29 protein-coding genes are annotated in these 26,318 nt (G+C 71.8%); 24 read left to right on the plus strand and 5 right to left on the minus strand.

Translation table 11 applies throughout. The annotated features are described in order from the left end of the window. Positions 1 to 254: 254 nt before the first annotated feature. The 3 genes from IEZ27_RS17225 to IEZ27_RS17235 are packed head-to-tail and all read left to right on the plus strand — an operon-like array spanning position 255 to position 8,664. Positions 255 to 3,053 (plus strand): AfsR/SARP family transcriptional regulator, encoded by a 2,799-nt coding sequence (locus tag IEZ27_RS17225; RefSeq protein ID WP_189648116.1) that lies wholly within the window; start codon positions 255 to 257, stop codon positions 3,051 to 3,053. Beyond that, positions 3,050 to 5,860, plus strand: coding sequence for an AfsR/SARP family transcriptional regulator (locus IEZ27_RS17230; RefSeq protein ID WP_189648117.1), 2,811 nt, complete (start codon positions 3,050 to 3,052; stop codon positions 5,858 to 5,860). The genes IEZ27_RS17225 and IEZ27_RS17230 overlap by 4 nt, the downstream gene beginning before the upstream one ends. Continuing rightward, a complete protein-coding gene (locus IEZ27_RS17235; protein ID WP_189648118.1) occupies positions 5,857 to 8,664 on the plus strand; it encodes an AfsR/SARP family transcriptional regulator in 2,808 nt (935 codons plus the stop codon). Before IEZ27_RS17230 ends, IEZ27_RS17235 begins: the two co-directional genes overlap by 4 nt. Before the next feature lie 2 nt (positions 8,665 to 8,666). On the opposite strand, the gene IEZ27_RS17240 is transcribed toward IEZ27_RS17235, so the two are convergent. Next, a complete protein-coding gene (locus IEZ27_RS17240) occupies positions 8,667 to 10,157 on the minus strand; it encodes a PucR family transcriptional regulator (protein ID WP_189648119.1) in 1,491 nt (496 codons plus the stop codon). Positions 10,158 to 10,252: 95 nt separating this feature from the next. On the opposite strand from IEZ27_RS17240, the gene IEZ27_RS17245 reads away from it, so the two are divergent. From IEZ27_RS17245 to IEZ27_RS17255, 3 genes are all read left to right on the plus strand, one after another. Further along, positions 10,253 to 12,448 carry a xanthine dehydrogenase family protein molybdopterin-binding subunit gene (locus IEZ27_RS17245; protein WP_189648120.1) on the plus strand — a complete coding sequence of 732 codons (2,196 nt, stop codon included), beginning with the start codon at positions 10,253 to 10,255 and terminating at the stop codon, positions 12,446 to 12,448. Then, positions 12,432 to 12,665: an EF-hand domain-containing protein gene (locus IEZ27_RS17250; protein WP_189648121.1), complete on the plus strand. Its 234-nt coding sequence runs from the start codon at positions 12,432 to 12,434 to the stop codon at positions 12,663 to 12,665. The genes IEZ27_RS17245 and IEZ27_RS17250 overlap by 17 nt, the downstream gene beginning before the upstream one ends. A 62-nt stretch (positions 12,666 to 12,727) precedes the next feature. Next, positions 12,728 to 14,107, plus strand: a complete 1,380-nt coding sequence (locus tag IEZ27_RS17255; protein ID WP_189648122.1) for an NCS2 family permease — start codon at positions 12,728 to 12,730, stop codon at positions 14,105 to 14,107. Here IEZ27_RS17255 and IEZ27_RS17260 read toward each other — a convergent pair. Further along, entirely contained in the window at positions 14,104 to 15,048 is a 945-nt protein-coding gene (locus tag IEZ27_RS17260) for an excalibur calcium-binding domain-containing protein (protein WP_189648123.1), read from the minus strand. The two genes, IEZ27_RS17255 and IEZ27_RS17260, sit on opposite strands and share 4 nt — an antisense overlap. Before the next feature lie 165 nt (positions 15,049 to 15,213). On the opposite strand from IEZ27_RS17260, the gene ald reads away from it, so the two are divergent. Next, positions 15,214 to 16,329, plus strand: coding sequence for an alanine dehydrogenase (gene ald / locus IEZ27_RS17265; RefSeq protein ID WP_189648124.1), 1,116 nt, complete (start codon positions 15,214 to 15,216; stop codon positions 16,327 to 16,329). A 66-nt stretch (positions 16,330 to 16,395) separates the two neighbouring features. Here the strand turns inward: ald and IEZ27_RS17270 are convergent, their stop codons facing one another. Further along, positions 16,396 to 17,097 (minus strand): DUF3105 domain-containing protein, encoded by a 702-nt coding sequence (locus IEZ27_RS17270; RefSeq protein WP_189648125.1) that lies wholly within the window; start codon positions 17,095 to 17,097, stop codon positions 16,396 to 16,398. Between the two features lie 262 nt (positions 17,098 to 17,359). Here IEZ27_RS17270 and IEZ27_RS17275 point away from each other — a divergent pair, with 262 nt between their 5' ends. Continuing rightward, positions 17,360 to 18,337 carry a tyrosine-type recombinase/integrase gene (locus tag IEZ27_RS17275; protein ID WP_189648126.1) on the plus strand — a complete coding sequence of 326 codons (978 nt, stop codon included), beginning with the start codon at positions 17,360 to 17,362 and terminating at the stop codon, positions 18,335 to 18,337. A gap of 103 nt (positions 18,338 to 18,440) precedes the next feature. Here IEZ27_RS17275 and IEZ27_RS17280 read toward each other — a convergent pair whose 3' ends face one another. Together IEZ27_RS17280 and IEZ27_RS17285 are read right to left on the minus strand one after the other, a co-directional pair. After that, the gene (locus IEZ27_RS17280) at positions 18,441 to 18,656 is read right to left on the minus strand and encodes a hypothetical protein (RefSeq protein ID WP_189648127.1); all 216 of its coding nucleotides are present in this window, start codon (positions 18,654 to 18,656) and stop codon (positions 18,441 to 18,443) included. A gap of 189 nt (positions 18,657 to 18,845) precedes the next feature. Continuing rightward, positions 18,846 to 19,349 carry a helix-turn-helix domain-containing protein gene (locus IEZ27_RS17285; protein WP_189648128.1) on the minus strand — a complete coding sequence of 168 codons (504 nt, stop codon included), beginning with the start codon at positions 19,347 to 19,349 and terminating at the stop codon, positions 18,846 to 18,848. 160 nt (positions 19,350 to 19,509) lie between these two features. Here IEZ27_RS17285 and IEZ27_RS17290 point away from each other — a divergent pair, with 160 nt between their 5' ends. The 16 genes from IEZ27_RS17290 to IEZ27_RS17365 all read left to right on the plus strand — a co-directional run bounded on the left by IEZ27_RS17290 (position 19,510) and on the right by IEZ27_RS17365 (position 26,306). Beyond that, the gene (locus tag IEZ27_RS17290; protein WP_189648129.1) at positions 19,510 to 19,788 is read left to right on the plus strand and encodes a helix-turn-helix transcriptional regulator; all 279 of its coding nucleotides are present in this window, start codon (positions 19,510 to 19,512) and stop codon (positions 19,786 to 19,788) included. Beyond that, complete coding sequence (locus IEZ27_RS17295; protein WP_189648130.1) at positions 19,788 to 20,087, plus strand: hypothetical protein; 300 nt, start codon at positions 19,788 to 19,790, stop codon at positions 20,085 to 20,087. The genes IEZ27_RS17290 and IEZ27_RS17295 overlap by 1 nt, the downstream gene beginning before the upstream one ends. 89 nt (positions 20,088 to 20,176) lie before the next feature. Beyond that, entirely contained in the window at positions 20,177 to 20,704 is a 528-nt protein-coding gene (locus IEZ27_RS17300) for a hypothetical protein (RefSeq protein WP_189648131.1), read from the plus strand. Then, positions 20,704 to 21,219, plus strand: a complete 516-nt coding sequence (locus IEZ27_RS17305) for a hypothetical protein (protein WP_189648132.1) — start codon at positions 20,704 to 20,706, stop codon at positions 21,217 to 21,219. The genes IEZ27_RS17300 and IEZ27_RS17305 overlap by 1 nt, the downstream gene beginning before the upstream one ends. Then, positions 21,216 to 21,371, plus strand: coding sequence for a hypothetical protein (locus tag IEZ27_RS17310; RefSeq protein ID WP_189648133.1), 156 nt, complete (start codon positions 21,216 to 21,218; stop codon positions 21,369 to 21,371). The genes IEZ27_RS17305 and IEZ27_RS17310 overlap by 4 nt, the downstream gene beginning before the upstream one ends. Further along, the gene (locus tag IEZ27_RS17315) at positions 21,368 to 21,724 is read left to right on the plus strand and encodes a hypothetical protein (RefSeq protein WP_189648134.1); all 357 of its coding nucleotides are present in this window, start codon (positions 21,368 to 21,370) and stop codon (positions 21,722 to 21,724) included. Before IEZ27_RS17310 ends, IEZ27_RS17315 begins: the two co-directional genes overlap by 4 nt. Then, a complete protein-coding gene (locus tag IEZ27_RS17320; RefSeq protein WP_189648135.1) occupies positions 21,721 to 22,059 on the plus strand; it encodes a hypothetical protein in 339 nt (112 codons plus the stop codon). The genes IEZ27_RS17315 and IEZ27_RS17320 overlap by 4 nt, the downstream gene beginning before the upstream one ends. Beyond that, a complete protein-coding gene (locus IEZ27_RS17325; protein WP_189648136.1) occupies positions 22,056 to 22,199 on the plus strand; it encodes a hypothetical protein in 144 nt (47 codons plus the stop codon). The genes IEZ27_RS17320 and IEZ27_RS17325 overlap by 4 nt, the downstream gene beginning before the upstream one ends. Then, entirely contained in the window at positions 22,199 to 22,723 is a 525-nt protein-coding gene (locus tag IEZ27_RS17330) for a Holliday junction endonuclease (protein WP_189648137.1), read from the plus strand. Before IEZ27_RS17325 ends, IEZ27_RS17330 begins: the two co-directional genes overlap by 1 nt. Beyond that, a complete protein-coding gene (locus tag IEZ27_RS17335; protein WP_189648138.1) occupies positions 22,711 to 23,088 on the plus strand; it encodes a WhiB family transcriptional regulator in 378 nt (125 codons plus the stop codon). Before IEZ27_RS17330 ends, IEZ27_RS17335 begins: the two co-directional genes overlap by 13 nt. Continuing rightward, on the plus strand, positions 23,085 to 23,456 hold the full coding sequence (locus IEZ27_RS17340) for a hypothetical protein (protein ID WP_189648139.1): 372 nt from the start codon (positions 23,085 to 23,087) through the stop codon (positions 23,454 to 23,456). Before IEZ27_RS17335 ends, IEZ27_RS17340 begins: the two co-directional genes overlap by 4 nt. Further along, positions 23,457 to 24,317: a DUF2303 family protein gene (locus IEZ27_RS17345; RefSeq protein WP_189648140.1), complete on the plus strand. Its 861-nt coding sequence runs from the start codon at positions 23,457 to 23,459 to the stop codon at positions 24,315 to 24,317. 74 nt (positions 24,318 to 24,391) lie between these two features. Next, positions 24,392 to 24,652, plus strand: coding sequence for a hypothetical protein (locus IEZ27_RS17350; protein ID WP_189648141.1), 261 nt, complete (start codon positions 24,392 to 24,394; stop codon positions 24,650 to 24,652). Next, positions 24,649 to 25,002: a hypothetical protein gene (locus IEZ27_RS17355; RefSeq protein ID WP_189648142.1), complete on the plus strand. Its 354-nt coding sequence runs from the start codon at positions 24,649 to 24,651 to the stop codon at positions 25,000 to 25,002. The genes IEZ27_RS17350 and IEZ27_RS17355 overlap by 4 nt, the downstream gene beginning before the upstream one ends. 114 nt (positions 25,003 to 25,116) lie before the next feature. Beyond that, positions 25,117 to 25,512 (plus strand): hypothetical protein, encoded by a 396-nt coding sequence (locus IEZ27_RS17360; RefSeq protein ID WP_189648143.1) that lies wholly within the window; start codon positions 25,117 to 25,119, stop codon positions 25,510 to 25,512. Then, positions 25,509 to 26,306, plus strand: coding sequence for a hypothetical protein (locus IEZ27_RS17365; protein ID WP_189648144.1), 798 nt, complete (start codon positions 25,509 to 25,511; stop codon positions 26,304 to 26,306). Before IEZ27_RS17360 ends, IEZ27_RS17365 begins: the two co-directional genes overlap by 4 nt. Positions 26,307 to 26,318: the final 12 nt, after the last annotated feature.

Raw genomic sequence — 26,318 nt, forward strand, 5'->3', positions numbered from 1 at the left:
GGCTGACTTCACCAAGAGGGGGTGCATCGCGCACCTCTGAGACTTGAACCGCACCAAGCCATCAAAGGTATTAAGTCACACAACGAGGACATGACGTCCTCACCCCGTCGATGTGCCCCCTCTTCCGACATCTGGCCAGAGCCTACCTGACGCCGTCTACATTCGATCTACAGTCGTCTGACCGCTTTACCGCCACAAGATTCTGATTACGCTGCCTTCGTGAGGGGGACGTAGGGCCGTACCGGGGAGGACGCGTGAGCGACGACATCTACATTCGCCTTCTCGGCGACGTTCACGCCGAACGCGGCTTCCAGCCCCTCGATCTAGGCCCGGCCCGGCAGCGGGCCACTCTCGCCATCCTCGCCTCGGCCGCCGCCCGGCCCGTACCCATGAGCCAGCTCGTCGACGGGATGTGGGGCGACGAGCCGCCGCGCAACGCCGAGCAGAGCGTCTACACCTACGTCTCCGGCCTGCGCCGCGCCTTCGAGCCCGACCGGGGGCGGCGCGCCCCGTCGCGGTGGTTATCCGGCACGGGCGCCGGATACGTCTTACATGTCGGGCCCGCGCAGGTCGACTCCCTGTGCTTCGCCACACGGCTCGACGAAGCCCGTGAGTGCCGGGGCGACGGCGACGACCGCCGGGCCGTACGCCTGCTGGACGAGGCCCTGGCGCTGTGGCGCGGCCCCGCGCTGAGCGGCCTGACCGGCCCGTTCGCCGAGCGGGAACGCTCCCGTCTTGGGCTGTTACGGCTGACGGCCCTGGAGCAGCGTTCGGAGAGCCTGCTGCACCTGGGCCGTCACCACGAGATCACCGAGGACCTGCGTGACCTGACCGCCCGCCACCCGCTGCGCGAGCGCACCCGCGAACTGCTGATGCTGGCCCTCTATCGGTCGGGCCGCCAGGCCGAGGCGCTGGAGGTCTACGAGGAGGGCCGGCTGCTGCTCCTGGAGGAGCTGGGCCTGACGCCGGGCGAGGGCCTGCGCAGGTGCCACGAGCTGGTGCTGCGCGGCGAGCCGGCGCCGTGGCGGGGGGACGGGGTGCCCCACCAGCTCCCGCGCCACCTGGCGGGGTTCGTCGGCCGGTCGTGCGAGCTGGACGAGCTGGCCAGGCGGCTGGCCCCGGACGACGGAAGCCCGCCGACCCCACTGGTGATCGTCTCAGGGCCGCCGGGCGTCGGGAAGTCCACGCTGGCCGCCCAGGTCGCCCACCTGGTCCAGGACCGTTTCCCCGACGGCCAGCTCTTCGTCAACTGCCGCGGCGCGACGCCGGAGCTGCCCGCGCTGACCGCGCTCGACGTGCTCGGCCGGTTCCTGCGCGGGCTGGGCGTGGCGGCCGACGCCGTACCCGCCGATCCGGACGAGGCCGCGGCGATGTGGCGCAGCCTCCTGCACGGCCGCAAGGTCCTCGTCCTGCTGGACGACGCCGCCGACCTGACCCAGATCCGCCCGCTGCTGTCCACGCCCTTCGGCACCGCGCTGCTGGTCACCAGCCGCGAGACCATGACCTGGGGCGAGGACTCCTACCAGCTCGAACTCGGCCGGATGTCCCCCGCCGAATCGGCCGCGATGTTGGCCGGGCTGGCCGGGGAGGAGCGCGTGCGGGCCGGCGCCGGCGACACCGCCGAGCTCGTACGGCTCTGCGAGGGCCTGCCCCTGGCGCTGCGCATCGCGGGGGCCCGCCTGGCAGGTCGCCCCGACTGGAGCGTCGCCACCATGGCCGGCCGGCTGGGCGACGAACGGCGGCGCCTGCACGAGCTCGTGGCCGGGGACCTGGCCGTACGCTCCAGCCTGGCGGCCGGTTTCACCGCCCTCGAACGCAGCCCCCGCCCCCTCGACCGGCTGGCCGCCCGCACGCTGTCCCTGCTGGGCCTGCTGCACGTGCCCGAGATCACCGCCGAGGCGGCCGCGGCGCTGCTCGCCGCCGACCCCGCGGACGCCGACCTGGCCCTCGAACGGCTGACCGACGCGCACCTGCTCGACCGCCCCCGGCCGGGCCGCTACCAGCTCCACGACCTCGTCCGGCTGTTCGCGGGCGAGCAGCGGCCCGGCGACGCCAAGAAGCCGGTGCTGCGCGCGCTCGCGTACTTCGCGGCCTCCACGCGCCTGGCCAGCGGCGTGCTCGATCCGCACCGCGCCCAGCGCGGCACCGCTCCCGAGTCGGCCGTGCACATGGTGACCGGCCAGGAGGAGGCGACGGCCTGGCTGCTGGAGGAGGAGGGCGTCCTGACGGCCGCGGCCCGCCAGGCGCTCGCCGCCGAGGACGACGACGTCGCGGCGATGGGCGTGGCGCTCACGCTCGCCCTGGAATGGCCCTACCAGCGCAGCTACCGGACGCTGGAGATGATCGAGCTCAGCTCGATGGCCCTGGCCGTGTGCGAACGGCTCGGCGACGTGGAGAACACGATGCACGCCCAAGGTCTGCTCGCCAACGCCCTGCGCATGCGGGGGCGGATCGAAGAGGCCGTCGAGCACCTGCGGACCGAGCTGGCCATCGCCAGGCGGCTCGGCGACACCTTCTCCGAGCAGCGCGCGCTGGGCAACCTCGCCAACGCGTACTTCAACGGCGACCAGTACGAGCAGGCGATCGTCTTCGCCGAACAGCAGCTCGCGATCGCCGACCTGATCGGCGCCCGGGTCGGCGCCCGGTACGCCATGCTCATCATCGGCGAGGCCCACCAGGCACTCGGCCGGCCGCAGGAGGCCCGCAAGATCCTGGCCCTGGGCCTGGCCGAGGCCGAGGAGGCGGACGACAGGACGCACCAGGCGCAGCTGCGCGCGGTTCTCGGCCGGGTGCACCTGGATCTGGGCGAGCCGGAGCACGCCCTGCCCCACTACCTCATCGCCCTGGAGCTGATCGAGCGGGCCGGCTACCGGGTGGGACGGCTGCGCGACCTGGTCGGGCTGTCGCGCACGTACCGGGCCATGGGCAAGCTCGATCTGGCGCTCGCCCACGTCACCGAGGCGGTGGCCGGCGCGGACGGGCTGGCGGAGTGGGAGACGGAGGCCAGGGAAGAGCAGGCCGCCGTGCACGAGGCCCGTGCGAGGCGCGGGTGATCGACGGCATCGGCATCCGCCTGCTCGGCCCGGTGACCGGCGTGCTCGGTGACGCGGAGATCGACCTCGGCGCCGCCCGGCAGCGTGCGGTCATCGCGATGCTCGCCTCTCCCCCGGGCCGCGTCGTGACCAAGGGCCGGCTCGTGGAAGGGCTGTGGGGGGACGACGCGCCGGCCAGCGCCGAGCAGAGCGTCTACACGTACGTGGCCGGGCTGCGGCGCGCGCTGGAACCGGGTCGCGAGCCCGGCCGGCGTTCGACGGTCCTCGTCGGGGAGGCGGGCGGGTACCGGCTGCTGCTCGCGCCCCGCCAGGTGGACTCCTGCCTGTTCACGGAGCTGGTGGAGGAGGCGCGCCTCCTCGATCCCGGCCGTGGCGACGACGCCCTGCGCGTGCTGGAGCAGGCGCTGTCCCTGTGGCGCGGCGTGGCCCTGAGCGGCCTGGCCGGCCCCTTCGCCGAGGCCGAGCGCTCCCGGCTGGAGCAGCTGTTCCTGGGCGCCACCGAGGCCCGCGCCGAGACCCTGCTCCGTCTCGGCCGACAGCGCGAGGCCATCACCACCCTGCAGGACCTTGTCGGACGCCATCCGCTGCGGGAGCGCCTCCACGAACTGCTCGTCCTGGCCCTGCACGGCGCCGACCGCCAGGCGGAGGCGCTGCTGGCCTACGAGAGGGCCAGACGCACCCTGGACGAAGAGCTCGGTGTCCTGCCCGGCGAGGGCCTGCGCGCGGCGCACAGGGTGGTCCTGTCCGGCGGCGCCGAGGAGCCCCCATCCGCCACCACCTCCGTGCCCCGGCAGTTGCCGCGCGATCTCATCGGATTCGTCGGCCGGTCCGAGGAGGTCGCCCGGCTGAGATCGTTGCTGGCGCCGCAGGCGGGGCAACCCCACCCGGTCGTCGCCATATCGGGGCCGCCGGGTGTGGGCAAGTCGGCGCTCGCCGTGCACGTGGGGCACGCGGTCGAGGACCGCTTCCCGGACGGGCAGCTCGCCATCGCCCTGCGCGGCGGCACCCCGGGCGTCGCGCCGCTGCCGGCTCACGAGATCGCCGGACGGCTGCTGCGCGGCATCGGCACCTCGGACGAGGACATCCCCGTCGACGTGGACGAGGCGGCGGCGATGTGGCGGAGCAGACTGCACGGCAGAAGGCTCCTGGTGCTTCTGGACGACGCGGCCGGCCTGGCACAGATCAGGCCGTTCCTCGGCACGCCGCTGGGCGTGAGCGTGCTCGTGACCAGCAGGGAGTCCTTCACGGCGGGCGACGACTGCGTGCAACTCCGGCTCCGTCCGCTTTCCGGGCCCGAGTCCGCGGCCATGCTGTCCAAGCTGGCCGGCGACGAGCGGGTGGCGGCCGACGCCGGCCACACCGCCGCACTGGTCGGCCTGTGCGACGGCCTCCCCCTCGCGCTGCGGATCGCGGGCGCGCGCCTGGCCGACCACCCGGAGTGGAGCGTGGGCACACTCGCCGGGCGGCTCACCGACGAACGCGGACGGCTGCGGGAGCTGGCGGCCGGAGACCTGGCCGTGCGCTCCAGCCTCAGCGGCAGCCACAGCGGTCTGGCGGCGAGCCCGCGCCCCCTGGACCGGATGGCCGCCGGCACCCTGCCGCTGCTGGGGCTGCTGAACGTGCCGGACGTGACCCCGGAGACGGCGGCGATGCTGCTCGGCACCGGAGCGGAGGAGGCGGCGCGCGCGCTCGACCGGTTGGCCGACGCCCACCTGATCGATCGGCCCAGACCGGGCCGCTACCAGCTGCACGACCTCGTCAGGCTCTTCGCCGGCGAGCTGCGCCCCGAGGACTGGAAGCGTCCGCTGGCCCGGACGCTCGCCTACTTAGCCGCGTCCACGCGGCTGAGCAGCGTCATCATCGACCCGCACCGGGTGCAGCTCGCCCAGGACGTCGACGGGCCCAGGCACGAGTTCTCGGACGCCGAGGAGGCGCAGTCCTGGTTGCTGGAGGAGACGCACGTCCTGAGCGCGGCGGCCGTCCAGGCGCTGAACTCGGCGGACGACGAGATCGCGGAACTGGGCGTGCGGCTGACCTTCGCGCTCAAGTGGCACCAGCAGCGAGCCCGTGCGACTCAGGAGCTCATCGAGCTCAACACGCTGGTGCTGCGGGTCTGCGCGCGGCTCGGCGACGAGAAGGCGGCGCTCATCTCCCATGACAACATCGCCAACGGCATGCGGCTGACGGGCAGGACCGAGGAGGCGGTCGTCCACCTGGAGGCGGAGCTGGAGCTCGCGACGCGCCTCGGTGACGACTTCGGCGAGCTACGCGCGCTGGGCAACCTCGCCAACGCCTACGTCACCGGCCTGCGCTTCGAAGAGGCGCTGCCCTACGCCGAACGCCAGCTCGCCGTGGCGCGCGCCGCCGGCTCGCAGGTGGGGGTCCGCTTCGCCCTCCTCATACTCGGCATGGCCCACCATGGCACCGCACGCGCCGTCGAGGCGAGCCGGGCCCTCATGGAGGGCCTGGTCATGGCCCAGGAGGCCGGGGACATCACCCACGAGGGGCTCTTCCGCCTGTCGCTCGGCGAGGTGCTGATCGAACTCGACGACGCCGAACGGACTCTGGAGCACATCCACGCCGCCACCGACATACTCAACTCCGGGGGCTACAGGTTCCAGGTGCGCGGCCTCGTCTCGCTGTCGAAGGCCTCGCGCGTCCTGGGAAAGCTCGACGACGCGCTGGACTACGTGACACAGGCCCTGGATCTCATCCGGCGGCACGGCTTCACGACCTGGGAGCAGCAGGCCGAGGCCGAGCTGGCGGCCGTGCGGGCGGCGATGAGGATCGCGGCGGACGGCTCGTGAGCGCGCCGGATCTCGGCCTGCGCCTGCTCGGGCCGGTCTCGTGCGTGCTCGACGGCGAGGAGGTCGACGCGGGACCGCCGCGGCAGCGGGCGGTCCTGGTGATGCTCGCGGCGTCCCCCGGGCGGGTGGTCACGCAGGACCAGCTCGTCGAGGGGCTGTGGGGCGGGCGGCCGCCGGCGAGTGCCCGGCAGAGCGTCTACACCTACGTCGCGGGACTCAGGCGCGCGATCGAGCCGGCCCGGGACCCGGGCGCGCGGCCGGGCCTGCTGGTGGGCGCAGCGGGCGGGTACCGGCTGCTCGTCGAGCCGGACCAGGTGGACGCGATCGCCTTCACCCGTCTCGCCGAGGCGGCCCGCAGGTCGGCCGGGGCCGGTGCGCACCCGGAGGCGTTGCGCGTCTACGAGCAGGCGCTGGGGTTGTGGCGTGGACGCGCGCTCGGCGACGTGCCGGGACCGTTCGCCGAGGCGGAGCGGCTCAGGCTGGAGGAGCTGCGCGCGGGCGCCGTCGAGGGGCGGGCCGCGGCCCGGATCCGGCTCGGCGCCGCGGACGAGGCCGTTCCCGAGCTGCGGGCCCTGGTGGCCCGGCATCCGCTGCGCGAGCATCCGTACGAGCTGCTCGTGCTGGCGCTCGACGCCTGCGGGCGGCGGCAGGAGGCGCTGCGCGTGTACGAGGAGGCGCGGCACGTCCTGGACGACGAGCTGGGTGTGGGGCCCGGTGAGGGGCTGCGGAGGGCGTACGCGCTGGTGGGCGGCGGAACCGAGGTCGCGCGGGAGGAAGGGCCGGTCCCCAGGCAGTTGCCGCGCGATCTCAGCGGGTTCGTCGGCCGGCCGCGCGAGATCGCCAGGCTGCGGGCCCTGCTCGCGCCCGGTGACGACGAGCCGCCGCCGATGGTCGTGATCTCGGGAGCGCCGGGCTCCGGCAAGTCCGCGCTGGCCGTGCATGTCGCGCACGGCGTACGGCACCGCTTCCCGGACGGGCAGGTGTTCGTCAACCTGCGCGGCGGGACGCCGAACGTGCCACGGCTGACCCCGCAGGAGATCGCCGCCCGGCTGCTGCGCGCGATCGGCACGCCGAACGAGGACGTCCCGCCCGGCTCTGAGGAGGCGGTGGCCCTGTGGCGCGCCAGGGCGCAGGGCAGAAGGCTCCTCGTGCTCCTGGACGACGCCGCCGGCCTCGCGCAGATCCGGTGGCTGCTGCCGGTGCCGGAGGGCGTTTGCGTCCTCGTGACCAGCAGGGAGTCGCTGAGGGTGGGGGACGGCCGCGTCCGGGTCCGCCTGGGCCGGCTCCCGCGGGCCGAGGCCGGGAGCATGCTGGCCGGACTGGCCGGGAAGGGACGGGTCCGGTCCGACCCCGCCGGGACCGCGTCGCTGATCCGCCTGTGCGATGGGCTCCCGCTGGCGCTGCGCATCGCCGGGGCGCGCCTGGCCGACCGCCCGGACTGGACCGTCGGCGAGCTGGCCGGAAGGCTCGCCGACGAACGGACCCGGCTGCACGAGCTGGAGGCGGGCGATCTCGCGGTCCGGTCGGGACTGGCGGCGAGCTGGAGCCATCTCACGCACAGCGACCATGCCGTCGACCGGGCGGCCGCGCGCATGCTGGCCCTGCTCGGGCTCGTGCACGTCCCCGACCTCTCGGCGGACGCGGCCGCCCGGCTGGCCGGCGTACCCGAGCGGGAGGCCGGGTGCGCGCTGGACCGCCTCAGCGACGCCCACCTTCTCGAACGGGACGTTCGTGGCCGCTTCCAGCTGCACGACCTCGTCCGGGTGTTCGCCGGGGAGCTGGTCCCCGCCGAGGGCCGCAAGGCCCCGCTGCTGCGGCTGTTCGGCTACTACGCGGCCGGCTTGCGGTCGGCCGCCCGCACCGCGGACCCCAACCGGGTCCACCCGACGCACCTCCCGGTGGCCGAGCCGGGCCGGGCCTTCCGGGACGCCGACGAGGCGAACGCCTGGATCGAGCGGGAGGAGCCCACCTTGCTGGCCGCCGCGGCGCAGGCCATGGCCGACCCGGACGACGACCTCGCGCGTACGGGGGCCGCCCTCGGCCTGGCGATGCTCTGGCCCCAGCAGAAGGCCTACCGGGTCGCCGACCTGATCTCCATCGGGAACCGGGCGCTGTCGGTGGCCGAGCGCCTCGCCGATGACGAGACCGCCATGCACGCCCACAGCCAGGCCGGGGTCGGCGAGTACTTCAAGGGCGACCTCACCGCGGCGCTGGAGCACATCGACCGGCACCTGACCCTGGCCAGACGGCTGAACGACCGCTTCGAGGAGCAACGGGCCCACGGCAACCTGGCCGCCACGTACGCCAAGGCGCAGAGGTACGACCGGGCCCTCGAACACGCGCTGGCCCAGCGGGAGATCGCCAGGGAGATCTCCTCCGAGGTCGGCGAGCGGTACGCCCTCCTGCAGATCGGCAACGCCCACCGGCAAATGGGACGTCTCGGTGAGGCGGCGGCCGCTCTGGAGGAGGCCGCGGCGATGGCCGGGCGGGCCGGTGACGCCGCGCTCGAAGGGCACATGCGTCACGCGCTCGGCGCCCTCCAGCTCGACCGCGGTGACCTGGAGGCCGGCCTCGCCCAGCTCGAACGGGCGCTGGGCCGCGCCGTGGCGGGCGGCACGAAGCTCATGCAGGTGCAGTGCCTGATCCAGCTCGCCCGGGCCAACCGGCTGCTGACGCGGCGGACGGCGGCGGCGGAACGCCTGGCCGAGGCGGAGTCGCTGGCGCGGGCCCTGGACAGCGCGTCCTGGCTGGAGCGCGTCGCGGAGGAGCGGGAGGCGATGGGGGCGGCGGGGCCGGAGGGGTGAGGTCAGGCGGGTGGGGTGGTGTCGCGCAGGGCGAGGAAGAAGTCGACGCGGTCGGCCATCGCCGACAGGTCGCGGCCGGTCAGCTCCTCGATCCGGCGGATGCGGTAGCGGACGGTGTTGACGTGCACGTGGAGCCGTTCGGCGCAGGCGTGCCAGGAGCCTGAGCAGTCGAGGAAGACGTCGAGGGTGCGGACCAGGTCGGACTGGTGGCCGCGGTCGTAGGACAGCAGTGGGGACAGCAGGCGGTCGGTGAAGGAGCGGCGCACGTCGCCCGGGACCGTGGCCAGCAGCAGGGCGTGGGTGTAGATCTCGTCGCTGGTGACCACGCCGCCGTCGCGCGCCTCGGCCAGCCGCCTGGCGTGCCCGGCCTCCTCCACGCCGCCCTTGAGCGCGGCGGCGCCGGTCAGCGCGCCGCTCAGGCCGACGGCCACGCGGGTGGCGGGCAGCGCGGCCAGTACGGCGGCCCCGGCGCGCAGCCGCGCGGCCAGCTCGCCGGTGGTACGCCCACGCAGCGGGACCACGGCCACCGCGCCCTCGCCGCGGACGGCCGCGACCGTCTCCCGCCCGAGCAGCTCCTCCACGACCTGCCCCCCGAGCACCCCGGTCCCACCGGGGGAGGCGCCGTGGGATGCGGCGGTGGCGTCGAGCACCGCGTACGGCTCGGCGGCGTCGAGGCCGCACGTGCGGAGCCGGGCGTTGAGCTCGGCCGCGTCGGCCCCGGCGAGGGCGGCGGCGACGAGCTGCCCGGCCAGCCGGCGCTCGACCCGGCGGCCTTCCTCCAGGCGGCCGCGTTCGAGGGCCACGCAGGCGGCCAGCTCGTAGCCGAGGTCGGCGCGGCCGAGCAGGTCGCCGTCGCAGGCGAGGACCCAGCCGGCCGCCCGGTGCCCGCGGCCGACGGCGAAGAGCGTGACGCCCTCGGCGAGCACGGGCAGCCGGGGCGCGGTCAGGTACGCCTCGGCCAGCAGCGCCGGTTGGGCGGCCGTACCGACGATGACCTCGCCGGACGCGGACAGGACGGCGCCCGTGACGCCCAGCTCGGCGGCGGTCAGCTCGAACAGCTCGCGCAGGTCGGCGCCCTCGGCCAGGGCCGCCACGAGCCTGCGGTGCCGCCCGAGCGCGTCGCGCGCGTCACCGGACAGCCGGGGCGCGACCAGCTCGGCCAGCGTACGGAAGGAGACCTCGACCGGCACCTCGACCAGCGGCAGCCCGGCCCGGCGGCAGGCCGCGACGAGGTCGCCGGGCACGTGCCCGAGGCGGGCCTCGCCCGCGCCGAGCGCGGAGACCCCGGCCTCGACCAGGGCGGTCACGAAGCGGGCGGAGTCGGCGGCGGTGTGGCGCCACATCAGACCGGTCAGCACCAGCTCGCCGCCGGACAGGTAGCGCCCCGGCTCGGGCAGGTCGGTGACGCAGACGCTGCCGAACTCGCGATCGGGGTCGCCGGCCAGCAGCCTGAGACCCAGCTCCTCGATCGCCAGCAGGTCACTGATACGCACTTGGAGGAATATACAAGGCCGGTGTGTCAAGGTATGACCGGGATTTCACGTCACGGGCATAGGAGGCCGGGCCCGGCCGGTGCTCTACTCGGAGGATGACGGAGACCGCCCATTCCACCAGGTCCGCGGGGGTCGGCGCGAGCGCGCGGCGGCCGGACGCGACGCTGAAGGTGACCGGCGAGTTCGCCTACGCCTCCGACCTGTGGCTCGACGGCATGGTGTGGGGCGTGACGCTGCGCAGCCCGCACCCGTCGGCCTGGATCCGTTCGATCGACGTGGGCCCGGCGCTGCGGATGCCCGGCGTGCTGGCCGTGCTGACGCACGAGGACGTGCCCGGCGAGAAGTTCTACGGGCTCGACCACAAGGACCAGCCCGTGCTGGCCATCGACCAGGTCCGCCACCAGGGCGAGCCGGTGGCGCTGGTGGCCGCCGACCATCCGGAGACCGCGCGCCGGGCGGCGGCGGCCATCGTGGTCGGGTACGAGCCGCGCCCGGCGGTAACCGATCCGCGCGAGTCGCGGGAGTTCGTCAGGCGCCAGCCGGTGCGCAAGGGGGACACCTTCGAGGCGGAGGTCGTCGTCACCGGCGAGTACGAGGTCGGCATGCAGGACCAGGCGTTCCTCGGCCCGGAGTCGGGCCTCGCGGTGCCGGCCGAGGACGGCGGCGTGGACCTGTTCATCGCCACCCAATGGCTGCACGTGGACCGCGACCAGCTCGCCCCCTGCCTGGGCCTGCCGCCGGAGAAGGTACGGCTGACGCTGTCGGGCGTGGGCGGCGCGTTCGGCGCCCGCGAGGACCTGTCGATGCAGGTGCACGCGTGCATGCTGGCGCTGCGCCTGAACCGCCCCGTCAAGATCGTGTACGGGCGGGAGGAGTCGTTCTTCGGGCACGTGCACCGCCATCCGGCCAGGATGCGCTACGAGCACGGCGCCACGCGCGACGGCCGCCTGGTCTACGTCAAGGCCGACATCCTGCTGGACGGCGGCGCGTACTGCTCCTCCTCCCCCGCCGTGGTGGGCAACGCGGCCTCGCTGGGGGCGGGGCCGTACGAGGTGCCGAACGTGTGGATCGACGCCGTGGGCGTCTACACCAACAATCCGCCGTGCGGTGCGATGCGCGGGTTCGGGGCGGTGCAGGCGTGTTACGCCTACGAGTCGCAGATGGACCGGCTGGCCGAGGCGTGCGGCCTGTCGCCGGTCGAGATCCGGGTGCGCAACGCCGTCTCGCAGGGCTCCGCGCTGGCCACGGGCCAGGTGATCGACTCCCCCGCGCCGCTGGCGGACATGCTGCGCGACCTGGAGGCCATGCCGCTGCCGGGCCCCCGTACGGAGGCGGACCTGCGGGCGCTGCCGGGCGGCGTCTCCCAGACCACGCACGGCGAGTCGGTGCGGCGCGGCGTCGGCTACGGCGTCGGCCTCAAGAACATCTGCTTCTCCGAGGGCTTCGACGACTACTCCACGGCCAGGGTGCGGGCCGAGCTGGTGGGCGACGAGCCGCACGTCACCGTGCACACCGCCGCGGCCGAGATGGGCCAGGGGCTGATCACCGTCCAGGGCCAGATCGCGCGTACCGAGCTGGGCATCGAGGACGTGACCGTGGCGACCGCCGACACCTCCGTCGGCTCGGCGGGCTCGTCGTCGGCCTCGCGGCAGTCCTACGTGACGGGCGGCGCGGTGAAGGCGGCCTGCGAGGCGGTGCGCGAGCGGTTCAAGGGGTTGCCGCCTCGGGAGGCGCTGGCCAGGTTCGGGCCGATCGAGGAGACCCGCGAGTACCGGCACCGGCCGACGTACCCGATGGATCCGGTGAGCGGGCAGGGCGACTCGCATACGCAGCTCGCGCTGTGCGTGCACCGCGCGGTGGTGGACGTGGACACCGAGCTGGGGCTGGTCAAGGTCGTGGAGCTCGCGGCGGTGCAGGACGTGGGCCGGATCCTGAACCCGCAGGCGCTGGAGGGCCAGATCCACGGCGGCTCGGCCCAGGGCCTCGGGCTGGCGCTCATGGAGGAGATCCAGGTACGCGACGGCCGGGTGCTGAACCCGTCGTTCACCGACTACCTGATTCCCACCATGCTCGACATGCCGCCCATGCAGCTGAAAATCCTGGAAAATCCAGACCCGTTCGCGCCGTACGGCCTCCGCGGCGCCGGCGAGCCTCCCACGCTCTCCTCCACGCCCGCCGTCGCCGCCGCCGTACGCGCCGCCACGGGTCTCCGGTTGACTCGCGTTCCGATCAGGCCGGAAGATATCGCCTTGTCCAATCACGGGGAGGTATCCGATGGCAAGCGGTCGTGAAGCCGCCGAGGCGGAGTTCAGTCGCTTCGACACCGACGGCGACGGTCTGCTGACCGCGGCCGAGATCAGGAAGGCCAACGAGGCTCTGGGGGTGCACGGCGCCTCGGAGGACGAGATCGAGGCGTTCATCACGTCCGCCGACACCGACGGCGACGGCCGGATCGGCCTGGAGGAGTTCGTCGGCCTGCTCGGCCACGGGCGGCACGAGAAGGCGTGATCTTGTCCCCCGCCGGGTAGGTGACCCGCACTCCCCTCGGTCATGACGAGGGGGATCGTGTGGTGCTCGACAGACTCTTCGAGCTGACCGGGCGGGGGACGACCGTCGGACGCGAGGTCCGCGGCGGCCTGACCACGTTCATGGCGATGGCCTACATCATCCTGCTCAACCCGATCATCCTGGCCGGCGCGAAGGACGTCACCGGCGCCCGGCTGTCGATCTCCGAGCTGACCACCTCGACCGCGCTGGCGGCCGCGATCTCCACGCTGCTCATGGCGTTCATCGGCAACGCGCCCTTCGCCCTGGCCGCCGGGCTCGGCCTGAACGCGGTGGTCGCCTACCAGGCCGCGCCGCACATGACCTGGCCCCAGGCGATGGGCTTGGTCGTGCTGGAGGGCGCGGTCATCATCATCCTGGCCGTGACCGGCCTGCGAACCCTGATCATGAACGCGATCCCGCTGGCGCTCAAGCACGCGATCAGCGTCGGGATCGGCCTGTTCATCGCCCTGATCGGCCTGGTCGACGCCGGGTTCGTCGCCTCGGGCACCGGCACGCCCGTACAGCTCGGGGCGACCGGCCACCTCACGGGCTGGCCGGTCACGCTCTTCTGCTTCGGCCTGCTCCTGATGATCGTCCTGTACGTGCGCAGAACCCCGGCCGCCATCCTCATCAGCATCGCGGTCACCGCCGTCCTGGCCGTCGTGGTCAACTCGCTGGTGCCCGTCAAGCCCGAGTCGTGGGGCGTGGTCGCACCGCGTATGCCCGAGTCGCTGATCTCGGCGCCGAGGTTCGGGCTGGTGGGGCAGTTCGACCTGTTCGGCGGGTTCGTCACGGCGGGCGCGCTGACCGCGACCGTGGTGCTGTTCACGCTGGTGTTGTCGGGGTTCTTCGACGCCATGGGCACGATCATCGGCGTCAGCGACGAGGCCGGCCTGGTGGACCGGCTGGGACGGGTGCCGCGGCTGGGCCGCATCCTGACCGTCGACGGCGTGGCGGGCATGGTCGGCGGCTCGGTCAGCGCCTCGGCCAACACCGTGTTCGTCGAGTCGGCCGCCGGTGTCGGCGAAGGGGCGCGTACCGGTCTGGCCAGTGTCGTGACCGGGGCGCTGCTCGGGCTGACGCTGCTGTTCACGCCGATCGCCGCGGTGGTGCCGGCGGCCGCGGCGGCGCCCGCGCTGGTGCTGGTCGGGGCGCTGATGATGACCCAGTCCAAGAACGTGCCCTGGGCCGACATCGACGTGGCCATCCCGGCGTTCCTGACGATCGCGCTGATGCCGTTCACGTACTCGATCACGAACGGGGTGGGGGCCGGGGTGATCGTGTACACGCTGATCAAGGCGGCCCGGGGGCAGTTCGCGCAGATCCCCTGGCTGCTGTGGATCGTGTCGTTGATCTTCCTGGCGTACTTCGGGATCAACGCGCTCGAGAGCCTGTTCGGTTAGCGGATGTCACCGCTGTTGCAGGCCACGCCGTTCTGGTCGAGGTCGGGATACCAGGAGTACTCCTCATGCCGTCCGCGTGTGTAGGGGCCGTCGCCGGCGGCCTGGGCCTCCTTGCAGCTCGCGTAGCGCTTGTCGGGCACGCGCGCGACACCGTTGGTGGTCCCGGTCGTGCCCGTCGTGCCGGTGGTCCCGGTGGTCCCGGTCGTGCCGGTGGTGCCCGTCGTCGTGCCGTCCGGCTGGGTCGTGGTGGCGGGCGGCTGCTGCTGGGTCGGCGGCTGGGCGGGGTCGGACTGGGCGGGGTCGGACTGGGCGGGACCGGTTGGGGCGGGCTGCGACGGGGACGCGCCGAGTATGCGGGTCACCAGCGCGTCGGCCTCCTCCTTGGTGAAGCCCGCGATGCTCATGCTGTCGCCGTCCATGCCCTGCGTGACGACCGGCGCGGCCAGGACCGTCTTCGGCGTCTGCTCGCCCTCGGGCGCCAGTACGACCGCGACCTGCCGCTGCGCGGGCTGCAACTCGTCGATGAGCCGGACGAGCCGGTCCTTGAAGGCGGGCGCGACGGCGACGCGCACCGAGTACGACCCGTCGCTCTCCCGCACCGGCTCGATCCGCTGCACGGCGCCGACCGTGACGCCGTCCTCCAGGAGGTAACAGGTGGTCTGCCCCTCGTCGAGCACGGCCGGGTCGCCCGGACAGGGCGCGGTCTTCGTCTCCTTGACCGGCGCGAAGTGGATGGGCACGGCCAGGCGCGTCGGCGGCGCGCCGCCGAGCAGCGGGCTGTCCGGGCTCTTGGTCATCAGGACGGCGACCGTGCCGAGTACGCCCGCCACGGCGACGACGAGCACGAGCGAGACGGTGAGCACGACGGTGGTGAGGCGGCTGGCCTTCGGCTCCTCCGGCTCTCCCGGCTCCGCGGGCGGCGCCTCTACCGGCTTGTCCATCGTCGAGACCCCATCCTCACGTTCGGGCTGCCGGTGAGCCTATCGAGGACGGACGGAACCGGGGTAATCAGCCGAAGAATCATCACCTTTCCGTGAGATCGGAGGAAGAATGGAAATGAGAAGGCAGGTTGTCGGCAACTTTCCACGCGAACGAGGGATGACCCCATGAAGGTCGGAGTTCCCCGCGAGGTCAAGAACAGCGAATACCGTGTCGCACTCACCCCGGCGGGCGTGCACGAACTGGTACGCCACGGGCACCAGGTCCACGTCGAACGAGAGGCGGGCCTCGGCTCGGCCATCCCCGACGACGACTACGCGGCGGCGGGCGCCGTCATCGTGCCGCACGCCGACGAGGTGTGGGCCGCGGGCGACCTGATCATGAAGGTGAAGGAGCCGGTGGCCGAGGAGTACCACCGGATGCGCAAGGGCCAGGTCCTGTTCACCTATCTCCACCTGGCCGCCTCGAACGCCCTGACCAGGGCCCTGCTCAACTCGGGCGTCACGGCCATCGCGTACGAGACCGTGCAGAACAGGGACGGCTCGCTGCCCCTGCTCGCCCCCATGTCGGAGGTCGCCGGACGGCTGGCGCCGCAGGTGGGCGCCTACCACCTGATGCGCTCGCAGGGTGGCAGGGGCGTGCTCATGGGCGGCGTGTCCGGGGTGCGCGCGGCGAACGTCGTCGTGATCGGCGCCGGGGTGTCCGGCATGAACGCCGCCGCCATCGCGCTCGGCATGCAGGCCGAGGTGCTGCTGCTCGACCGCAACATCGACAAGCTCCGCCAGGCCGACATGATCTACCAGGGCCACTGCCAGACGGTCGCGTCGAACACCCTGGAGATCGAGAAGGCCGTGCTGGAGGCCGACCTGGTGATCGGCGCGGTCCTGGTGCCGGGGGCCAAGGCGCCCAGACTGGTCACCGACGACCTGATCCGGCGGATGAAGCCGGGGTCGGTGCTGGTGGACATCTCGATCGACCAGGGCGGCTGCTTCGAGGGCTCCCGGCCGACCACGCACGCCGCGCCGACGTACCGGGTGCACGAGTCGGTCTTCTACTGCGTGGCCAACATGCCGGGGGCGGTGCCGCACACCTCGACGTTCGCGCTGACCAACGTGACGCTGCCGTACGCGCTGGCCGTCGCCGCCAAGGGGTGGCGCGAGGCGGTCCGTACGGACCCGGCCCTGGCGGCGGGCGTGAGCACCCACGAGGGACGCCTGACCAGCCGGCCGGTGGCCGAGGCGCACGACCTGGAGTGGACGCCGCTGGAGGAGGTGCTCGCCTGAGCGCGGAACACGACGTGAACGCCGAAGGGCCCGGCCGGAGCCGGGCCCTTCGAACGTGTCACGGGGTCACTTGGACTGGGTGGGCGAGGGAGCGAGGGTCTCCATCGGCGTGTTGCCCGTGGGCTCGGGCGGCAGCGGGGCCTGGTCGGCCGTGGTGGTGATCGCGTCCTGGCCGCCGCAGACGGCACCCGGCTCAGGGGTGTCGGAGCCGTTCTGGTACTTCTTGATGAAGGCTGTCAGCTTCGGGTCGGACGGGTCCTGCAGCTTGAGCTGGTGGCCCCACGTGGAGGCGACCACCGGTGCGGGCAGCCCGGGGTAGGGGCTGACCAGCATGTAGTCCTGCTGGCCCGTGGAGGTCGCCACTTCCTTCAGCGCGTCGACCTGCGCCTTGGGCAGATCGGGGCGGTAGGTGATCCAGACCGCGCCGTGCTCCAGCGAGTGGACGGCGTGCTCGTTGTGGATCGGCTTGTCGTAGACCGCGCACTGCTGCCAGTAGTTGTTGTGCTCGCCGCCCACGGGCGGGCTCTCCTTGTACGTCACGGTCTTGGCGACGTGCTGGCCGGCCTCGTACTTGTAGCTGGTGACGGCGTCGAGTGAGGTCGCGCGGGCCTGGTTGACCAGGTAGACGCCGACCACGCCGACGAGGACCACGACAATGAGACCGCCCGTCCCCCACATGAGCAGTGCGGCGCGGCGCGCTTTGCGCTGTTGCTCGGCCCGCATCTTCTGCAGATGCTCGCGCCTCGCCTGCGCCTTCTCCTTCGTCATCGTCCCTCCATCGGCGTGCTGACTCCGGTCACCCTATGCCCTCCGGGCGTATGCGGAGAATAAGTGGCGCATAAGCCGTTGATCGGGAGTCTGAGAGGCGCGCGCTCGCGCCTTATCTTCCCTGCTTAAGGGCCGGGTTCAACCGCGTGTAGGGAGCAAGTGGATCTTCAAACAGTTTGCATGCGGGTGATGGGCAGCATAATCGGCGCTCCCCGGCGTAAGCCGAATGCCGTCTATCCCCCTCATCGGAGGAGGCGCAGCCATGCCCACAGTCGTCCCCATCACATCCGCCCGCGGCCGCGTCAGCAGCGGGCGCCGCCGCAAGCCTGCGGTCCCGGCAGGCATCCCGCTCGGCGACCTCATTGCCTCGTGGGAGCTCGCGCTCCGCTCGGCCAACCGGAGCCAGAACACCATCACGATGTATCTGCGCGTGGCCCGCCGCTTCGTCGCCTACCTCACCAAGCACAATGAGCCGGCCGACGCTGAATGCGTCGGCCGGGACCAGGTGCGTGCGTTCCTCGTGCACGAGCAGAATCGGGCAGGGGTGCCGACCGCCCTGGCGGCACACTCGTACCTCGGCGTCTTTTTCAGCTGGCTGATAGAGGAGAAGGAGCGCACCACGGTCTCCCCCGTGCTGGCCAAGGACCGACCTCACATGGTGAGGAAGGTGCGGGAGTACGTCTCTCTGGAGCAGTTCGGTGCGCTGCTGGAGGTATGCCGGGGCGGCGACTTCGCGTCCCGTCGCGATGCCGCCATCGTCCGCGTGCTGTTCGACAACGGGATGCGAGTCTCAGGACTGACCGGCCTGCGCCTTTACGACGTAGATCTGCCAGGGCGCAGGCTCCGGATCACGCTGAAGGGGGGCAACGAGCACTGGGCGCCCATCGGCGACAAGACCGCCCAGGCGATCGACCGATACCTCCGAGTCCGGAGCCGACACCCGGCGGCGAGCCTGGAGTGGCTATGGCTGGCGGTGAAGCATCGGCAGCGCCTGGGGGTGTCCGGCGTCCAGCGAATGCTCAAGGCTCGCGGCGAGGCGTCCGGGGTGGCGGATCTGTTCCCGCACCGCTTCCGGGGCAGCAGCGCGCACGAGCTGCTCGCGGCCGGCGCGAGTCCGGATGACGTGAAGCGGATTTTGGGCTGGAAGTCGGATGCGATGCTCCGGCAGTACACCGAGGCTCTGGGTGATGAGCGGGCGCGGGCGGCGCATGCCCGGTACTCCCCCAGCGACCGGGTGTAGGCATGCGACGGGCCCGGAGCCTCCACCGTTGGCTCCGGGCCCGTCTGCGTCCCCGAGGTGTGCGGGAGCGCGCATCGTCACCTACGCGCCACCCGTAATCCGTTTACTGGTCTCTGTCTTGCTGCCCCTGCCGGTAGCCGATCCTGTACTCGATGCCCTGCTTCTCCAGAAGCCAGGCAATCGTGAATACGATCATGGTGCCGATGAGCAGCCGCTGCCCCGATTCCCATTCGCCGAGGGTGGGCCATGCCGTTCGTTCGGCGGCCACGTAGGCGACGTTCAGGATCCACAACAGCGCTGTTGTGGTGGGCAGCAGCATGTGACGCATGGGTGAGGGCCCCCTCGTGTTGCTCGGTCTGTCGTGCGGTTGGCGCAAATACCCCTTTTCGGGTTGGTGCGACTTGTTGCACGAAACAGAGAACCACGAGGTTTAGTCACGTTCCAGTGTTTCCTTTAAGTTAACCCAAAATTACTCACTGTGTAATTGTTACGCTACGTACCGTCGCAATCACGCTTCCGATATGTCGGATTCTTCCACTTCAATGCGGACAAGGCGCGCAAAACGGTCGTTAGCCTCTCGCGCCTCACGCGCCGCATCCTGCGCAATCCGCGCCAATCGCTGCCGTTCCGATTCTCGGATCTCCTCCAGGAAGCGCCGGCGCCTCGGCGACAACCGCGCGAGCAACTCCTGAGTCTCTGCATCACCCTCGACAGCGGCACTTACCACCGGTTGCGGCGCCGTGACAGCTTCACGGAGGACGCGCTCCACAGGGCTGGTGATCAATCCGGCTAGGGCCAGAAGTTCTTCTCGCGGTAGGCCGAGGGCGTCGGCGAGCGCATTGACCGTCTCGGGAAGTGGGGCGCGTTTCGCGTGCTGCCACCGGGACACGGTCGCTCGGTCCACCCCGGAGCGTTTTTGCAGCTCAAGTGTGGTCCAGCCTCGTTGATTGCGTTCATTCTCAACGCGCTCCCAGAGTCGGCGCGCGGGGGGAAGTCCGCTGCTGTCGCTCATGTTGCAAGTTGTAGCACAGACGGATATCGGAATCCTGCTTCGCACGACAATCTGCCTCACCAGGCAGCAAAATGTGGCGTCATGGCGCGAGTTGTTGCGTGATGTGCGGCGCGTGTTGTAGCGTCTTGTTGCACGACAGAACAAGGTGCAACAACGAGAGATGCTGATGACCGAAGACCAATACCTCTCCATCCAGCAGACGTGCGAGCGTCTCGACCGCACCCGCTGGACCGTCCACCGCCTTATCAAGGCCGGCACCCTTAGGGCTCGGAAAATCGGCCCGGCGCGCAACGCTGAGGTCCAGGTCGCTAAGGACTCCGTCGACGCCTACCTGGCCGGGCGGCCCGTCGAGGCCAACGCCGACATCAAGGCGAAGAACGTCGACCTCCCCCCGAGGCGCGAGCTTTCCGTCGCCGACGCCATCAGGGCTAACGCCTGATGGCCGCCGACCCGGCCCGCGTCACCGCGGTACGCCAGATCGCCGCCGACATCTCCTGGGCGCGCACCCCCAACCGCACCGAGCGCACCGCGCCCGGCCACCGCGCCTCTCCCCTGTCTCTCGACTACTGGATCGCGCAAGTGCGCGCCGAGGGCGTCGTGCGCGAGGAGGACGTCGAGGCCGCCGCCCAGTCCGCGTTCCGCGCGAGTCAGCGCGCCCGCTCGCTCAAGGCCGCCGAGACGCGCAAGGCCAACGCCGAGCAGCGCCGAAAGCCCAACACGGCGCGCCGCACCGCATAGCACCAGCAGAGATGCGGCGAGGCCCAGCCCTGCACGGCCGGACCTCGCAGAACCCGCAACCCCCACACTCACAGAAGGGCGCGAGTCTCATGAACATCTTCCCACCGTCGGCCCCGACGTTCGCCATCCGCGTCGTCGACGGCGACAAGCTCGTCGGCATCCTGCACGAGAACCACCCGGCGGCCGAGGCCGAGCGCCTCCTGCGCCGGATCCGCGACAACTTCCCGGCCTCCACCTTGGCCGAGTTCGACGGCAGCAAGTGGCAGACCGTCGACGACGAGCAGCTGAAGAGCGCGATCTACCAGCACACGATGTACGTGCTGTCCGAGCTGACGAGGGCGCGGCTCCCGCTCGCACACTGGCAGCTGGCCCCCTACCAGCCGGACAAGCTGACGGGCACCCTTCACATCTCCGACGCCGACAAGGCGCGAAAGGCGATCGAGGCGTACGCCGCTGTGCTCGGCGTCACCGAGATCAGCGAGCGGGAGTCCGAGCACGCGGTCCAGCTGGAGCTGGGCGAGGTGGTGTGGGCCGGCGTCCGGATCGAGCTGTCGACCTACACCAGGGCGAACGCCGACGCTGCCTCGGCCGCCACGACCCTGTCGGTTGGTGCGTGATGGTGGCCGTCGACCTCAACGCCTGCATGGTCGTCTCCGCCCCCGAGTGGAACCACGGCGAGCCCGTGCGCATCGCCCAGGTGCACCGCGTGCACGGCGGCCGGATCGCGGTCCGCTACCAGGACGCCTACTGCCGTCGCGCGGGCCCGCGCCGTGGTGGTGTCGATCGGGATGGAGCTGACGCTCGTGTCCGGCGGGTGCGTCAGGAGGCCCGCGTGACGCGCCCCGCTGAGCAGTCGCCGACAGCCAGCGGCGTGCTCCGCCGGGCCGCCGACTACATCGAGACGCACCAGCTCGACCGCTTCAACGTCACGCACGTGATCCGGGCGGCCGCCGCTGAGCTCACGCCCTTCGGCCCAGATGCCTACGAGCAGGCTGACGCCGCCCTGCGCGCCCTGGCCGCGCATCTCGGCTACCGCATCGACCGTGACCCCGTACGCGACCTGACGCGCTGGTCGCGGATCCGCGCCACCGAGTGGATCGTCATCGAGCTCCGCCGGGCTGGTGCTCGGTGACGCGCCTGCTCGCGCGCTTCCGCGCCTACCTGCGCCCCGAGGTCCCCACCGACGCCGACATCACCACCTACCTGACGTCTCTGGCCGCCCCCGCCCACCCGGCGGGGGCCCACCCCTACCAACCCCCCACCACCGAGAGCAGGAGCGCGTGACGAGCATCCGCCGCACCACCTGGACCCCGCTCGGCCGCCCCCACGCCGGCGACCTCGACCACGGCGAGGCCGGGCCCGTCGTGCCCATCACCCTCGGCCCCGGCGAGGTGCTCGGTCTGGACGACCCCGTCTGGGGCCGCGACCTGATCGCTGCCCTGGCCGTCGGCGTCAGTGTGCTGGAGTCCGAGCGCGGCCTCCCCGCGCCGACGCCGCCGCCGGACCTGGTCGCGGAGGAGCGGGACGTGTACCGCGACCTGCTGCACCGGCTCATCCACGCGGAACGGCCGTCCGAGCTGTGGCCCGCGATCCGGGACGCGCGGCTGGCGCTGGAGCACTGGGCAGGCCAGCCGTGAGCCGCGACACGATCAGCGTGGGCCGGGTCTACTTCGGCAAGAACCCGAGGCTGCACGAGAAGACCCATGTCTACGTCAATGGGATTCCCGTCCGCAGGATCGGACGCCGCATCCAGCTGCTGCACGAGGACTGGCCGATCGAGACGGCCCGCATGGTGGCCGCCGCCCTCCTGGAGCTGGCCGAGGCCGCCGAGGCCGAGCCCGACCCCGAACTGCTTGCCGCGCTGTCCGAGACGATCGACGACGCTATCGGCGGCGACCCGGGAATCGACACCGAGCTGCTCGCCCGCGATGTCCTGGCCGCGTTCAAGGTCGAGAAGCGGGGTCATCCGTGAACCTCCGGGTCTTCTTCGCGCTGCTGATCGGCGTAATTCTCGCCGCTCTCGCCGGCGGCCTGCTCGCGTTCGCCGTGACGCGGGCAGCAACGCCGGTCCCCACCTCCAGTCCATCCCCCGTCAGCCTGTGGGAGGCGTGATGGCCCCGCACGTGGTCGGCCTCGACCTCTCCCTGACCGGCACCGGCATCGCCACCGCCGACGGCACCCTCTCGCGTGTCCGTACGGGGGACCTCCGCGGCGGTCCGCGGATGTCCTGGATCGCGTCGCACATCTTCGGCGACGGCCTGACCCAGGCGGCGGACCTCGTTGTCGTCGAGGGCCCGTCGTACGGGAGCCAGTCCGGCGCCGGGCATCACGAGGCGGCCGGGCTGTGGTGGCACGTGATCTACCGGCTGCACGTGTTCGAGGTGCCGTACGCCGTGATCCCGCCGAGCACGCTGAAGAAGTACGCGGCGGGCCGCGGGAACGCGACCAAGCCCGACATGCGCGTCGCCCTCCTCCAGCGGGCCGGGCTCGACGAGCGCGACGACAACAAGGTCGACGCCTGGTGGCTGCGCGCCGCCGGCCTCGACCACCTCGGCCACCCGCCCGTCGACCTGCCGAAGGGGCAGCGTGAGGCGCTGGCCAAGGTGGACTGGCCAGGTGCGGCATGCCCCGCGTGAAAGCCCCCCTCGACTACCTGCCGAAGTGGCAGGGGGTCGGCCCCTGCGTCGGCCAGCCCAACATCATGTACGGATCCCCAGGACGTGCCCGCGCCACCTGCTACAGCTGTCCCGTCCTCGACGACTGCTGCGAGTGGATCCTCTCCTTGCCGTTCAGCGCGGACCCGGGCGGCGTCATCGCCGCCATGACCCTCGAAGAGCGCGAGGCGATCCACCAGAACGTCACCACGAGAACGTGCCGGACGTGCGGCGAGCCGAAGCCGCTGACGGCCTTCTCCAAGTGGAAGCCCCACGCACCATCCCGGCGCCCCGACTGCAAGCCCTGCGACAAGCACCGCCGCAACACGATGAGAGGAACCGAGTGACCACCACCGAAACCGAGCCGGGCCGGGTGCGCCCGTTCGCCGACGTGCTCCGCGACATCCAGGGCGGCGAGGTCGCCGACGAGGCCGCCATGCTCATGCAGCAGCTCGTCGCCGCCGTGCAGACCCACGGCAAGAAGGGGTCGATGACGCTGGCCATCGAGGTGCAGCCGATGAAGGGCAACACCTCCGCGCTCATGGTGTCCGCTCAGGCCAGCATCAAGCCGCCGAAGGGCGAGCCGACCGCTGCCGTCTTCTTCTTCGACGGCGACAACAACCTGGTCCGCGACGACCCCCGCCAGCTCGCCCTGCCCGGCGTGCTGCGCGAGGTCGGCCGGGCCGTCAACCACGACAACATCAAGGAGCTGTAGGTGACCGAGGTCATCCGTACGGAGAACGACGCCATCATCGAGATCGCGGAGGAGGCGGCCCGCGCGCAGGCCGAACCCGCGGTGCTCGCACCGGGCACGATCTACGCCTTCCCCACCGAGCGAGGCCCCGAGATCGTCGACCTGGCCGCCGACGGCTACCTCCGCCGCCTGCCCGCCCCCGCGCGCAAGCAGGGCCTGACCGTGGTCGAGGACGTCGCGTCGTTCCAGGCGTACTACACCAAGCACGGTGACGAGGACAGCGAGACGTTCGTCAACATCGACAGCAGGGCGATCACCGCCGTGCTGAACGCCCACAGCCAGGAGGGCCCGCGCTGGGGTGACCACCGGCTCATCCTGCGCCTGCGCACCACGAACGCGTGGGCGGAGTGGATCGCCAACGACCGGAAGTGGCTGTCGCAGAGGGAATGGGCCGAGTTCGTCGAGGACCACCTGGCCGACATCCGGGAGCCGGCCGCCGCCGAGATGCTGGAGATCGCGTCCACGTTCCAGGCGAAGACGACCGTCAAGTTCTCCTCCGCGACCCGTCTGTCGAGCGGTGACGCGAACCTGGTGTGGGAGGAGACGACGGACGCGGCCGCGGGCGCGAAGGGCCACCTGAAGGTGCCGACCGAGTTCAAGATCGCGGTGCGGTGCCTCGAACTGCCGGTGGCTGAAGGCGAGGACCCGACGTTCTACGCGATCGCGGCGCGGTTCCGGTTCCGCGTCGAGCGCGGCGGCGAGCTGCGCGTGCAGTACCTGCTCGACGACCCTGACGCGAAGCTTCGCGATGCCGTCCTGGACGTCGTCCAGCAGGTCGAGCGGGGCCTGGGCATCGAGGTGCTGCGGGGCACGCCCGCATGAAGCTGAGCACCATGGAGGCCCTCATCGCACACGGTGGGGGCCTTCCCACATCCCCGCCCGGGGCGAGCATCACCGTGACCGAACGCCGCAACGGCCAGGTCGTCGTGTCCACCTGGGAGACATGCATGGGCGTGGCCGCGTTCGTGGCGTCGCTGCTGGGCGAACCGACTGCCCGCGCCCGAACCCTCACGAAGCCGGCGTGCTGCCGCTGCGACCCCGTCACGTGCGCCGCGGACGAGTCGGGCGAGCACTGCGCGACCGCCGGATGCGCGTACTGCGTCGACGGCTGCCCGGCCGCCGACGGCACTCCCTGCTGCACTGGAGGAACAGCGTGATCTTCGACTGGTTCAGGAGCCGGGCCGCGTTGGTGGCGGAGCTGGTGGAGGCGCGCGAGCAGTGCGCCGACGTCGCTACCGCCTTGGAGACGTCGCTCCGAGAGACGGCCGGGGCCAAGCGGGAGCGGGACGCGGGCCGACGCACCATCGGCGACCTCCTGGCCCGGCTGGAGCTCGGCGACCGCGCCACCATGCCGGCCCCCACACCGCTGACGCCGGGTGTCGAGGTGTTGCGTGAGCGGTCGCGTGCGGACGCTCTGGCGGAGCGGCTGGCCCTGTTGCAGGAGGCGAACATGCGGGCGGACTGCATGCACAAACTGCCTGCTTGGAGGGCGGTTTCGGCGCGGTAGGCGTCTTTCGTATTCGATCTTGTGTTGCGCCTTGCGGCGTGATGTTGCATGTTGTAGCGTGTATGCATCGGGACGCCACAAGGCGCAACACGGATCCCAGGGAGCACAGCAGCCATGACCGGTGAAAAAGAAGAAAGAAGCCCCCGACCGCAGGTCGGTGACATCGTCGATATCACGCTCAAGGGCGCACGCGTCGGCCACCGCAGCGACCCGGGGTGGCTGAACTTCTTCCTCGGCGGCACCCCGCACAGACTGCTGACCGCCTGCCCCGGCATCACCATCCGGCCCGCCACTCCCGCCGACGAGGTGTGGCCGCCCCAGGCGGGCGACGTCTGGCAGGACCGGGACGGCGACCTGTGGTTCGCCACTGACATGAACGCCGACGACGACCCGACTGGCCCCTGCATCGAGTTCGTCTCAACGCGCGGCGCAAGCCACGTGGACCCAGAGGGCGCTCGCCGTGCGTGGGGGCCGATCGGCCTGGTGTACCGCTGGCAGGGCGACCGGTGAACATCTCGCAGAAGGTCCTCGACCAGCAGGCCGAACTCGACGCCCTGATCGAGGGCCACATCCTTAACCAGCCCCGGTCGCTGCAGCGCGAGCCCGGACCCAGCGAGCTCGGCATCCCCTGCGACCTCCGCCTCGGCTACAAGCTCGCCGGCCACCCCGAGGTCAACGCCAACCAGACCCTGCCGTGGAAGGCGTGGATCGGCACCAACGTCCACACCGGCCTGGAGGAGCTGCTCACCCGCGCCAACATGGCCCGCCCCGGCTGGGCGGCCGACGGCGTGGACCGCTACCTCCTGGAGCAGCGCGTCACCGCTGGCGGCGTCGACGGCACCGACATCTCTGGCAACAGCGACCTGTACGTCGATGGCATCGTCTGGGACTGGAAGATCCCCGGCGGCACCACCCTCCGCAAGTACAAGAAGGAGGGGCCCGGCGAGCAGTACGAGGTCCAGGGTCACGTGTACGGCCTCGGCCACGAGCTCGCCGGCCGCCCGGTGACCGACATCGTCATCTACTTCCTGCCCCGCGACCAGGAGTGGAAGCAGCGCTTCCTCTGGTCCGCGCCGTACGACCGGCAGCGCGCTCTCGACGCCCTCTCGCGCGCCGACGGCATCGCCAAACTCGTTCGCGCGCTCGGCCCGGCCGCCTTCCCGCTGCTCAAGCGGAAGGCGTCCTGGTGCCGTTCCTGCCCCTGGCTGTCGCCCGGCAGCACTGATCTCGCCCGGGGCTGCCCGGGTGACCCCGACGTCGTCGATGAAGCGGCGTCGGACCTGCTCGACCTCATCTCTCAGTAACCCAACATCACA

The organism is Nonomuraea spiralis, from assembly GCF_014648435.1.
GTDB classification, from domain to species: domain Bacteria; phylum Actinomycetota; class Actinomycetes; order Streptosporangiales; family Streptosporangiaceae; genus Nonomuraea; species Nonomuraea spiralis.

What these genes read in the sequence shown, in the direction of transcription:
- IEZ27_RS17245 (WP_189648120.1), top strand. Translation starts at nt 10,253, where the DNA reads ATGACGGAGACCGCCCATTCCACCAGGTCCGCGGGGGTCGGCGCGAGC.
- IEZ27_RS17250 (WP_189648121.1), top strand. Translation starts at nt 12,432, where the DNA reads ATGGCAAGCGGTCGTGAAGCCGCCGAGGCGGAGTTCAGTCGCTTCGAC.
- IEZ27_RS17260 (WP_189648123.1), bottom strand. Translation starts at nt 15,048, where the DNA reads ATGGACAAGCCGGTAGAGGCGCCGCCCGCGGAGCCGGGAGAGCCGGAG.
- ald (WP_189648124.1), top strand. Translation starts at nt 15,214, where the DNA reads ATGAAGGTCGGAGTTCCCCGCGAGGTCAAGAACAGCGAATACCGTGTC.
- IEZ27_RS17270 (WP_189648125.1), bottom strand. Translation starts at nt 17,097, where the DNA reads ATGACGAAGGAGAAGGCGCAGGCGAGGCGCGAGCATCTGCAGAAGATG.
- IEZ27_RS17275 (WP_189648126.1), top strand. Translation starts at nt 17,360, where the DNA reads ATGCCCACAGTCGTCCCCATCACATCCGCCCGCGGCCGCGTCAGCAGC.
- IEZ27_RS17280 (WP_189648127.1), bottom strand. Translation starts at nt 18,656, where the DNA reads ATGCTGCTGCCCACCACAACAGCGCTGTTGTGGATCCTGAACGTCGCC.
- IEZ27_RS17285 (WP_189648128.1), bottom strand. Translation starts at nt 19,349, where the DNA reads ATGAGCGACAGCAGCGGACTTCCCCCCGCGCGCCGACTCTGGGAGCGC.
- IEZ27_RS17290 (WP_189648129.1), top strand. Translation starts at nt 19,510, where the DNA reads ATGCTGATGACCGAAGACCAATACCTCTCCATCCAGCAGACGTGCGAG.
- IEZ27_RS17295 (WP_189648130.1), top strand. Translation starts at nt 19,788, where the DNA reads ATGGCCGCCGACCCGGCCCGCGTCACCGCGGTACGCCAGATCGCCGCC.
- IEZ27_RS17300 (WP_189648131.1), top strand. Translation starts at nt 20,177, where the DNA reads ATGAACATCTTCCCACCGTCGGCCCCGACGTTCGCCATCCGCGTCGTC.
- IEZ27_RS17305 (WP_189648132.1), top strand. Translation starts at nt 20,704, where the DNA reads ATGGTGGCCGTCGACCTCAACGCCTGCATGGTCGTCTCCGCCCCCGAG.
- IEZ27_RS17330 (WP_189648137.1), top strand. Translation starts at nt 22,199, where the DNA reads ATGGCCCCGCACGTGGTCGGCCTCGACCTCTCCCTGACCGGCACCGGC.
- IEZ27_RS17335 (WP_189648138.1), top strand. Translation starts at nt 22,711, where the DNA reads ATGCCCCGCGTGAAAGCCCCCCTCGACTACCTGCCGAAGTGGCAGGGG.
- IEZ27_RS17360 (WP_189648143.1), top strand. Translation starts at nt 25,117, where the DNA reads ATGACCGGTGAAAAAGAAGAAAGAAGCCCCCGACCGCAGGTCGGTGAC.